The sequence below is a fragment of the Anaerolineales bacterium genome (assembly GCA_016928575.1).
In the GTDB taxonomy this organism is placed as follows: Bacteria; Chloroflexota; Anaerolineae; order Anaerolineales; family RBG-16-64-43; genus JAFGKK01.
Genome location: JAFGKK010000111.1, coordinates 1 through 8,826, shown reverse-complemented (window position 1 = coordinate 8,826; position 8,826 = coordinate 1). Strand labels below are relative to the sequence as shown.

Sequence of the window (8,826 nt, the reverse complement as noted above, 5' to 3'; positions counted from 1 at the left end):
GCTATGTAAAACACTAAATCTGCGAAAAGGACTCGCTGGTTTTACGGCAATTCCCGAAATTTGCTTTACTCGTGCAACAGGCTCATTGACGGGATTTTTATCAACCGATCGCAACTGCTCGGCCTTTGCTGTCCTAACCATCACACCTCGCCTTCACCTCGAAGAATCACCGAGGTCAGGCACCCCTTCCCGGAATATACCGCAGCGAGGGAGTTGGGGGAGAGGGGGTTAGGACAGTGCATCGTACGAAGCCCGCGTAATTTCAAATAACATTACAGTTGCTGCTGAGAAATCCTGATAATCCTGTCCGATTTTTCCCCGTCGCCGGTTTGCCAATATCGCGCTTGGCGTATAATGTAATAATTGGACAATATTTGTACTATTTGATTTTGGAACGAAGGAGGATGACATGGAATACACCCACCTCGGCCGGACCGGCCTTAAGGTCAGCCGCCTGTGTTTGGGGACGATGAACTTCGGCCCGCACACGACCGAAGCCGACGCGTTCCGAATCATGGACCGGGCGCTCGAACTCGGGATCAACTTCTTCGACACCGCCAACGTCTACGGCTGGAAACTCGGCGAGGGCGTCACCGAACAGATCCTCGGCCGCTGGTTCGCCCAGGGCGGCGGACGGCGCGAAAAAGTGGTCCTGGCCACCAAGGTCTACGGCCACATGGGGGATTGGCCCAATCAGGAAAAGCTCTCGGCGCTGAACATCCGCCAGGCGGCCGAGGGTTCGCTGCGCCGGTTGCAGACCGATCACATCGACCTGTATCAGATGCACCATGTGGACCGCGAAACGCCGTGGGAGGAAATCTGGCAGGCGATGGGGGTGCTGATCGGCCAGGGCAAGGCGATCTACATCGGCTCGAGCAACTTCGCCGCGTGGGACATCGCCCGGGCGATGGCCGCCGCCGAATCGCGCCGCTTCCTCGGGCTGGTCTCGGAGCAGAGCAAGTATCACCTCATCACGCGCACGATCGAACTGGAAGTGGTCCCGGCCTGCCGCGCGTTCGGCCTGGGGATCATCCCCTGGAGTCCGCTGGCGGGCGGAATCCTCGGCGGCGCACTGCAGAAGGCGAAGGAAGGCCGGCGCGCCGACGAGCGCCAGCAGGCCGAGATCGAGCAGCATCGGCCGCAGCTGGAGGCTTGGGAAAAATTCTGCGAGGAGCTGGGCGAGAAGCCGGCCGACGCGGCGCTAGCCTGGCTGCTGCACAATCCGGCGGTGACCGCGCCGATCATCGGCCCGCGGACGATGGAACAACTGGAAGGATCCCTGCGCGCATTGGAGATCAAACTTGGCGATTCCGCGCTGGCCAGGATCGATGCGATCTGGCCCGGCCCCGGCGGCGAAGCGCCGAAAGCCTATGCGTGGTAGAGTGCGGGATGTTCGTCCATACCGCCTCCCCCGCTTTCTTCCTCGGCTGCAGACGAGAAAGCGGGATCCCTCCACGGAGGCAAGCGGATTTGCGCACAGGCAATCCTCCGTGCCGATCCGTGTTCTCCGTGGATGGACCTGCGTTTGTTGTCGATACCCGCGGCTTCCCCGAAAACCAACACCAAGGAGGATCGATGACCGAATCCGCAACCCCCATCCCCCTGCAAATCGGCGCGCTCACCCCCCAGCAAATCGCCCTGCTGTTGACCCATCTGCCGGTCGACGTGACGTTCGTCGACCCCGACGACGTCGTGCGCTTCTATTCCGGCCAGAAGGACAGGATTTTCAAACGCGCCCCCGGCGTCGTCGGGCGCAGCGTGCTGAATTGCCATCCGGCGGAGAGCGTGGACCGCGTTAAGCGGATTCTCGACGATTTCCGCGCCGGAAAGCGCGACAGCGCCGAGTTCTGGATTCAAATGAAGGGCGGCGGCCCGGAGCCGCGCTTCATCCACATCCGCTACTTCGCCGTCCGGGATCCGCAAGGGGCGTTCCAGGGGACGATCGAGGTCACCCAGGATGTGACCGCGATCCGCAAACTCACCGGGGAGCGCCGGCTTCTGGAAGAAGGCGGCTGATCCGGCCGGTTGGCGAACGGCGCGCCGCCGCCGACGGAGTACGCCATTGGAGGCAGCCATGGACGGAGCCGACCTATTGGCGGAGGAACACCGCGTCATCCTCCAGGTGATCGACGCGCTGGAAAAAAGCTCCCTGCTGCTGCAGGCCGGGTCGGCGGTCCGGGCTGGTTTTTTTCTGAAGGCGGCCGACTTTATCCGCAATTTCGCAGATGGAAACCACATTCGAAAAGAGGAGGAAATCCTCATCCCGTCCATGATGGAGGCGGGGCTTTCCAACCGGACCGGTCCGGTCGCCATCCTGCTCGCCGAACACGCCCAGGCGCGGATGTATTCGCGAGCGATGGAAAAAGCCGCGCGGGTCGTGGAATCCGACCCGTCCGCCGCCCGGGAGGAGGTGTTCCTGAACGCGCAGGGGTACGCAACCTTGTTGCGGCAACACATCCGCCGGGAGGACGATTTCTTCTTCCCGCTGGCCGTCCGGCTGATCCCGCCCGACCAGCAGAAGAAGGTTAGCGCGGAAATCCTGCGGTTCGACAATCTGGAATTCGGCCCGCTGATGCGGAAGCGATACCGCATGCTCGTTCAAGCGATCGTGGCGGAAGCCGCCGGATGATGGAAAATCCTCCGCCTGTAGGACGGGTGGAGCACCGGGTACGACCGTTTTGCCGATTGGCCTGCGCTCCCGGCGCGCGAGCTGCCCTTTCTGGAAGGAGGTTTACGGGATCCCGCGCGCGGAGCAACGCAGCCGCCGCGGGAACGGAAATCTGCTTCGCGCAGGACGGCTTCGGCGCCCTGGCCGGGGCTTTCGGAAAGGATTCCTTCAACGCCGTCCTCTGCCTCGGCAATTCCCTGCCCCACGTTCCGGACGCCGCCGGGTTGGCCTCGGCCCTGCGGGTTTTTTCGAATTGCCTTGAGCCCGGCGGTTTGTGGATCCTCCAAAACCGGAATTTCGACCGCATCCTGTCCTTGCGCGAGCGCTGGATGGACCCCCAAACCCGCTCTGCAGGAGAGCGGGAGCGGATCTTCGTCCGGTTCTACGATTTCGATCCGGACGGATCGATCGCCGTTTACGTCCTCACCTTGTACCGCGGAATACACGGGGATTGGAAACAGCGGGTTTCCTCCGCGCGCCCACGGCCGGCGGAAATCCGATTTCTCCGCCGCGCTTCAACGCGCCGGTTTTGAGATCCTCGGGCAATTCGAGTCCGCGGGGGGAGCACCGTTCGCAACAGAAGAAAACCCGGATCCGGTCATGGCTGCCGGAAAGTGCGCCGTTGCCCGGGATCGGGCCCAAAGCCGGATCGCCGCGCCCCGGACGCCAACGTTCGCCCGAGGAGTTTTGGGAATACAATCGGTACGGCCGTCCTCGGCTTCGAGGACCACCGCTTCTTTCGGGAGGAATGGCATGGGAGCCTCATTGCCGACCCAGGTTCTGGAACGGGAGCACCGATTCATCGAAAAGGTCGTCCAGGCGTGCCTGGCGCTGTCGGAGGAAATCCGCGCCGGCCGAGCGATCGACGCGGATCTTTTGCGGCGGATCGCGGATTTCATGCGCGTGTACGCCGACAAGTGCCATCACGGCAAGGAGGAGATCCTGCTCTTCCCGGCGCTGATCGCCCGCGGCGTGCCGATGACCGGCTGTCCGATCGGCGCGCTATCGGCCGAGCATGTCCAGGGCCGGCGGCTGGTCGGCGGTCTGGTGGATTCGGTCGGGATGCTGGACAGCGCCGGGGAGGAAGCCCGCAAGGGAATCCTCGCAAACCTTGACGGCATCCAGCGCCTGTATCCGAATCACATCTGGAAGGAGGATTACCTCCTCTTCCCGATGACGCTCAAAATGATGGACCCGAAGGACCTGGAGGCGCTGCAGGAAAAGTTTGAAGCCGTCGACCGCTCGCTGGGCCGGGAGGCCCTGCTGGGATACGAAACGTTCGCCGACGGGCTCGAAGCGCGGTCGAAAAATCCGGCATAGGTTCGCGGCGGGGGGGCGGGCGCCCGCTCCCGCGGTCGCTTCTTCTCAGGCGCTTCGGAAGGAACCCAGGGCGATGTCCTTCATGATCCGGCGCGCGGCTTCGGGAAACATCCGGTGGATCCGGATGATCCCCTCGTTCGCCCCCCCGCAGACGTAAACCGCGCGCTTGCTCCGCAGGGCTCGCAGAAAATGGGCGGCCACCTCTTCGGCGGTCATCCTCTGCGGCGTTTTCAACCGGATGCTTCTCCCCATTTCGGTCTGCGTATGCCCGGGGAGGAACACCCGGACGTCGATCCCGCGGTCCTCCACCTCCCCGCGCAGGGCTTCGGAGAAGGCGACCAGGGCGGCCTTGGTGGCGCAGTAATTGGCCTGGGTCGGGCTGGGCACACTGCCGATCGTCGATGAGACGTTCACGATCATTCCGGACCCGCGTTCGAGCATCCGCGGCAGGACGGCCCGGGTCAGACGGTAGGCGCCCAGATAGTTCACCCGCACCTCTCGCTCGGCCTGCTCCGGATCCTGGTCGACCACGAGACTCTGCGACGTGATCCCGGCGTTGTTGACGAGGATGTCGATCCCGCCCAGGACGGCGAACGCCCGATCCGCCCCTTCGCGGATGGATTCCGGAGAGGCCAGGTCCAGGCGGCCGGCATGCGCCTTCCCGGTCCGGGCCGCCGCCCCCTCGCGGAGAAAGGCGAACGATTCCTCCGAACGCGCCGTCAGATAGACCTCCGCGCCTGCACCCAACAGCGCCAGCGCGATCGCGCGCCCGATTCCCCGTGACGCGCCGGTGACCAGTATTTTTTTATTCTTCAGCTCCATCTCGAGACTTCCTTTCCGCGTACACCTAGGTTCCCTCCCCGTCCCCGGAGGAGATCTGCGGTTTTTTCTCTTCGTATTCCTGCAGCCGCCGGACCGCCTGCTCCGCCCAGCGCAACTCCCCGCGGTAATATTCCAGGCCGCTGTCGAGGATCAATTCCCACAATAGGCGCTCCCGCCCTGTGCGGCCGTAGGCTAGGATCTGCTGCTGATCCTGCTCAAGGCATCGGAGGCGCGAACGAACCTTCGCCATAAAACCGCGCAACAGGGAGAGGATTTCCCCGGTTTCCAAGCCGTCGGCAAACGACAGCTGGACGAGCAGTCCGTGGCGCGTATCGGGCAGATCCACCTCCTGATGCAGCCACGCCGTGAGCGACTGCCAGCCCCGATCCGTAAGGGAGTACATCTTCTTGTCCGGCCGGGCAGTCTGTTCCACCTTCTTGGCGGAAACCAATTTTTCTTTCGCCAACTCGGCCAGGGTCCGATAGATCTGGGTGTGGGTCGCCGGCCAATAAAAGCTGATCGAGCCTTCGAACCACTTTTTCAGATCGTATCCGGAGACCGGCTGCAGCATCTCTATGAAGCCGAGCAGCGCATACCGAAGGGACATAATCCTCCATATGAAACTTATTTATTATGTGATTAGTGTACTACAAAAAATGAGCTTGTCAACACCTAATACGACCGATTAATTGGAATGTCAATAGGAAAAAAAATAAAAAGGAGGTAATTGCTCAGCATCCCGCCATCATCCAATCCTCACTCACCTACCCCTTCACCCCTTCCCTCTCTCCTGGCATACCCCCGCTTCCCCCGCTTCCCCCGCTTCGCGAGGGCAGGCGCGAGGGCAGGCGCCAGGAGAGGGGGAAAGCCTGTCCTCGAGCGGATCGAGGGGAGGGACGGGGGATAGAGGTAAGGATGGAAAACGGCCGGTTATCCTTTCAATATTAGACTGGTTGAGCAGTTGCTAAATAAATAGCATAAAAAATTTTCACGGCTCAGGCGGCTTATTTCGACAGAATAATCTCAGCATAACATCACCGGGGTTATAGTTTTTGTCCGTCACCCCGGCGTGGCTCCCCCGCGCCCGCCCTCGGCATGCTCTATGCCGGGGCAAGCGGGGTGCTCGAAGCCGGGGTCCAGTTTTTTTCAAAAATCTACTGGATGCCGGCAAAAATCACCCCCGGCGAATAACGCGCCGAGGGCGGGTACCGGCATGACAACCACTGGCTGAGCAATTACGTTTTTTTTTATGGAATTCTCTTGCGTCGGCCGCCGGCGACCGCCGCGGCAAGGATGCTGATCAAATACAGAAGGATCATCGGCGCCATCACCAAGCCCATGTTGACCGGATCCACGGTGGGCGTGATCGACGCCGCCACCACCGCGATGATCAACACCGCGAAGCGCCAAACCGACGCCAGCTGGCGGGCGTTGATCAGCCGCGCCGCCGCCAGCAGGTAGGAAACGAGCGGCATCTCGAATGTCACGCCGACCCAGAACATCAGCGTCGTCACCAACTCAAAATAGGCCGAGGGGCGCCAGGCGGCTTTGAAGCCGAGGAAGGTGGCGAGGAACGGGATCGCGGTTGGCAGCATCAGGAAAAAGCAGAACAGCACTCCGACGAAGAACAAGGCGGCGATCAGCGGAATCCCGAACAGCAGGACGATCCGGCTGCGCGGCATCAAGCCCGGGGCGACGAAGAGGTACAGCTCGAAGACGATCCACGGCAGGGCGAGGATCAGTCCGCCGAGAAGGGAGACGCGCATGAAAACCCCCACCGCCTCGGTCGGTTCGATCACCTGCAGTTGGGCGAGGCCGTCCGCTCCCTGGGCCAGCGCCCTCTCCACCCAGCCGGCGATCCCGCCCCGGGTTCCGGCCTCGGCCGCGGCCTCCGGATTCCCCAACGGGTACGCCAGGAGGTTCATCAGATCCTGTGCGACGGCGAAGCACAATCCGGTGGTGAGAATCAGAGCCACCATCGACCGGAAGAGGTGGCCGCGGAGCGCCTGCAGGTGTTCCGCCAGACCCTCCCACAATCCCCTCAGCCCCTCGCTGGTGCCGAGCGCGGAACCGATCGTCTCGGACAGCGGGGTGTCTTCGGGGACTTCGAGGAGAAAATCGCGGACGCGGCGGATGGGAGCGGTGACGATATTGGATATTCGACTCATGAGGATGATTTTATCGGAATTATGCCACCTCCACTAGACGGGGGCGCAGGACCGCCAAACCCCAGGCGGGCTGGCATCACGCGCTTGTCAACCGGGATGGGCCTGCCAAGAGCGATGGCTGCGTTCGGATTTGGTTTTTCACCGCCGTTCGCCAGCGCTTGCCGCACCTGCCCCAGATTGCAGAAAAGGCGTCTCTTCTCAGCCTATTCAATATAAAGAAATCCTGTTCCTTTCCATCCTTGCCCTTATCCCCTGTCCCAAGCGCTTGTCCCGAGCGAGGCGAGGGAAAGCGAGGGGAGGGAGTGAGGGTTGGATTTGAGGAAAGAGTGGGGATGGAGAGCTGAGTAGGATAAAAAAGGCCTGAAAACCATTCAAAGGAGTGGCAACTCGGCCGGAGAACGTACGCCCGGCGCAAACGAAGCCGGCATCCTGGAACCCCCGGAATTTACTGGCCTCCGACTTCGCACACCCCCGCCTCCCCCATCGAGAATCACGCCGATGATGAGCCAAGGAAGCGAGGGAGATGGCCGCGCAGAAGTGGAAGATTGCCCTCGGGCCGGAGCGGAGACCCGCGACGACACCAGCAAACAACTTGATTAAGCGCTTTGCTTGAATTATTCTTGGGCGGGAATACACATCGAAATAGTACAAGGATTGCTTAACGGATAGAATTATAATATTATATTGTTACAATGAGTGCAGGCCAAGAAGAAATGCAACGGATGGACGGGCAACCGGGAAACCGGGGCGTAGGCGGACGGCGATGCCGCCGGGGTTGCCGCGGCCGGATGGGCGGCACGCCGCCGGATGAGATCGATGTCGGCGCACAACTGCGCAGGCTGCGCAACGCGCGGTCGCTCTCCCTCCGCGCGCTGGCCGACATCAGTGGATTAAACTTTAACACGCTCAGCCTGATCGAAAACGGGAAAAGCTCCCCCAGCGTCAGCACGCTGCAACAGATCGCGGCGGCCATACAGGTTCCGATCGCGTCGTTCTTCCAGCCGGAAGAGGTAAAACGGAACGTCGTCTTCCAAAAGGCCGGGAATCGTCCGTCGACGGTGTTCCAAAACGGATCCCTATCGGACCTGGGGCAGGGTTTGACCTTGCACGGAGGCCAGTTGATGCTGCTCTCCCTGGCCGCCCGCAGTGAGGGCACGCCGGATCCGATCATCCACACCGGGCAGGAGTTTGCCTTCTGCCTGGAAGGCGTGCTGGAGTATACGGTCGACGGGCAGACCTACCGGATGGATCCCGGCGACAGCCTGATCTTCGAAGCTTTCCTGCCCCACCGCTGGGGAAACCCCGGGCCGGGGGTGTCGCGCTCGCTGTTGGTCTTGTGCCCCTCCGACGAAAACGACCGGCCGGCGGAGCGCCATTTTCCAAACGAGTCGATCGTGCTGGAGGCGCCCGCGCAACCGGAGCAATGACGTCCGCCTCCGGACCGCACATCGCATCCGGATCCGCCGACGGCTGAAAAGCATTATCCGTTCCCCATATCGGGGGAGCGACTCTCTTAAGATATAGGAGCACACTATGGACACAATCTCCGCAACCCCCATGCCGCGCATCGGAGAAAAGGCGCCGGAATTCAAGGCGGTGACCACCCAGGGTCCGATCAACTTCCCGGCCGATTTCTCGGGAAGCTGGGTGATCCTCTTCAGCCACCCGGCCGACTTCACCCCGGTCTGCACGTCCGAATTCATGACCTTCGCCTCGATGGAGGAACGCTTCGCCAAGGCCAACTGCAAGCTGGTCGGGCTCTCGGTGGACGGCCTCTACAGCCACATCGCCTGGCTGCGGACGATCAAGGAAAAAATCGAATACAAGGGGATGAAGAACGTCGAGGTC

The 8,826-nt window shown here is 61.8% G+C and carries 10 protein-coding genes; 7 read left to right on the top strand and 3 right to left on the bottom strand.

The genetic code is table 11. The annotated features are described in order from the left end of the window. The first annotated feature begins 409 nt into the window (after positions 1 to 409). The 5 genes from JW929_13740 to JW929_13720 all read left to right on the top strand — a co-directional run bounded on the left by JW929_13740 (position 410) and on the right by JW929_13720 (position 3,988). Positions 410 to 1,381, top strand: a complete 972-nt coding sequence (locus JW929_13740) for an aldo/keto reductase (protein ID MBN1440466.1) — start codon at positions 410 to 412, stop codon at positions 1,379 to 1,381. Positions 1,382 to 1,575: 194 nt separating this feature from the next. Next, a complete protein-coding gene (locus JW929_13735) occupies positions 1,576 to 2,016 on the top strand; it encodes a DUF438 domain-containing protein (protein ID MBN1440465.1) in 441 nt (146 codons plus the stop codon). A gap of 58 nt (positions 2,017 to 2,074) precedes the next feature. Further along, positions 2,075 to 2,629, top strand: a complete 555-nt coding sequence (locus JW929_13730) for a hemerythrin domain-containing protein (protein MBN1440464.1) — start codon at positions 2,075 to 2,077, stop codon at positions 2,627 to 2,629. Beyond that, positions 2,626 to 3,201 carry a hypothetical protein gene (locus JW929_13725; protein ID MBN1440463.1) on the top strand — a complete coding sequence of 192 codons (576 nt, stop codon included), beginning with the start codon at positions 2,626 to 2,628 and terminating at the stop codon, positions 3,199 to 3,201. The genes JW929_13730 and JW929_13725 overlap by 4 nt, the downstream gene beginning before the upstream one ends. A 220-nt stretch (positions 3,202 to 3,421) precedes the next feature. Then, positions 3,422 to 3,988, top strand: a complete 567-nt coding sequence (locus JW929_13720) for a hemerythrin domain-containing protein (protein MBN1440462.1) — start codon at positions 3,422 to 3,424, stop codon at positions 3,986 to 3,988. A 45-nt stretch (positions 3,989 to 4,033) separates the two neighbouring features. Here JW929_13720 and JW929_13715 read toward each other — a convergent pair whose 3' ends face one another. The 3 genes from JW929_13715 to tatC all read right to left on the bottom strand — a co-directional run bounded on the left by JW929_13715 (position 4,034) and on the right by tatC (position 6,978). Continuing rightward, a complete protein-coding gene (locus tag JW929_13715) occupies positions 4,034 to 4,810 on the bottom strand; it encodes an SDR family NAD(P)-dependent oxidoreductase (protein ID MBN1440461.1) in 777 nt (258 codons plus the stop codon). A gap of 25 nt (positions 4,811 to 4,835) precedes the next feature. Continuing rightward, entirely contained in the window at positions 4,836 to 5,417 is a 582-nt protein-coding gene (locus tag JW929_13710; GenBank protein ID MBN1440460.1) for a PadR family transcriptional regulator, read from the bottom strand. A 640-nt stretch (positions 5,418 to 6,057) separates the two neighbouring features. Further along, positions 6,058 to 6,978 carry a twin-arginine translocase subunit TatC gene (gene tatC / locus JW929_13705; protein ID MBN1440459.1) on the bottom strand — a complete coding sequence of 307 codons (921 nt, stop codon included), beginning with the start codon at positions 6,976 to 6,978 and terminating at the stop codon, positions 6,058 to 6,060. Positions 6,979 to 7,700: 722 nt separating this feature from the next. On the opposite strand from tatC, the gene JW929_13700 reads away from it, so the two are divergent. Continuing rightward, complete coding sequence (locus tag JW929_13700; protein MBN1440458.1) at positions 7,701 to 8,405, top strand: cupin domain-containing protein; 705 nt, start codon at positions 7,701 to 7,703, stop codon at positions 8,403 to 8,405. Between the two features lie 106 nt (positions 8,406 to 8,511). After that, the coding region (locus JW929_13695) for a redoxin domain-containing protein (protein ID MBN1440457.1) at positions 8,512 to 8,826 on the top strand (315 nt) is incomplete at its 3' end.

Excerpts from the sequence above, each read along its gene's own strand:
- JW929_13740 (MBN1440466.1), top strand. The coding sequence starts at position 410 with ATGGAATACACCCACCTCGGCCGGACCGGCCTTAAGGTCAGCCGCCTG.
- JW929_13735 (MBN1440465.1), top strand. The coding sequence starts at position 1,576 with ATGACCGAATCCGCAACCCCCATCCCCCTGCAAATCGGCGCGCTCACC.
- JW929_13730 (MBN1440464.1), top strand. The coding sequence starts at position 2,075 with ATGGACGGAGCCGACCTATTGGCGGAGGAACACCGCGTCATCCTCCAG.
- JW929_13725 (MBN1440463.1), top strand. The coding sequence starts at position 2,626 with ATGATGGAAAATCCTCCGCCTGTAGGACGGGTGGAGCACCGGGTACGA.
- JW929_13720 (MBN1440462.1), top strand. The coding sequence starts at position 3,422 with ATGGGAGCCTCATTGCCGACCCAGGTTCTGGAACGGGAGCACCGATTC.
- JW929_13715 (MBN1440461.1), bottom strand. The coding sequence starts at position 4,810 with ATGGAGCTGAAGAATAAAAAAATACTGGTCACCGGCGCGTCACGGGGA.
- JW929_13710 (MBN1440460.1), bottom strand. The coding sequence starts at position 5,417 with ATGTCCCTTCGGTATGCGCTGCTCGGCTTCATAGAGATGCTGCAGCCG.
- tatC (MBN1440459.1), bottom strand. The coding sequence starts at position 6,978 with ATGAGTCGAATATCCAATATCGTCACCGCTCCCATCCGCCGCGTCCGC.
- JW929_13700 (MBN1440458.1), top strand. The coding sequence starts at position 7,701 with ATGGACGGGCAACCGGGAAACCGGGGCGTAGGCGGACGGCGATGCCGC.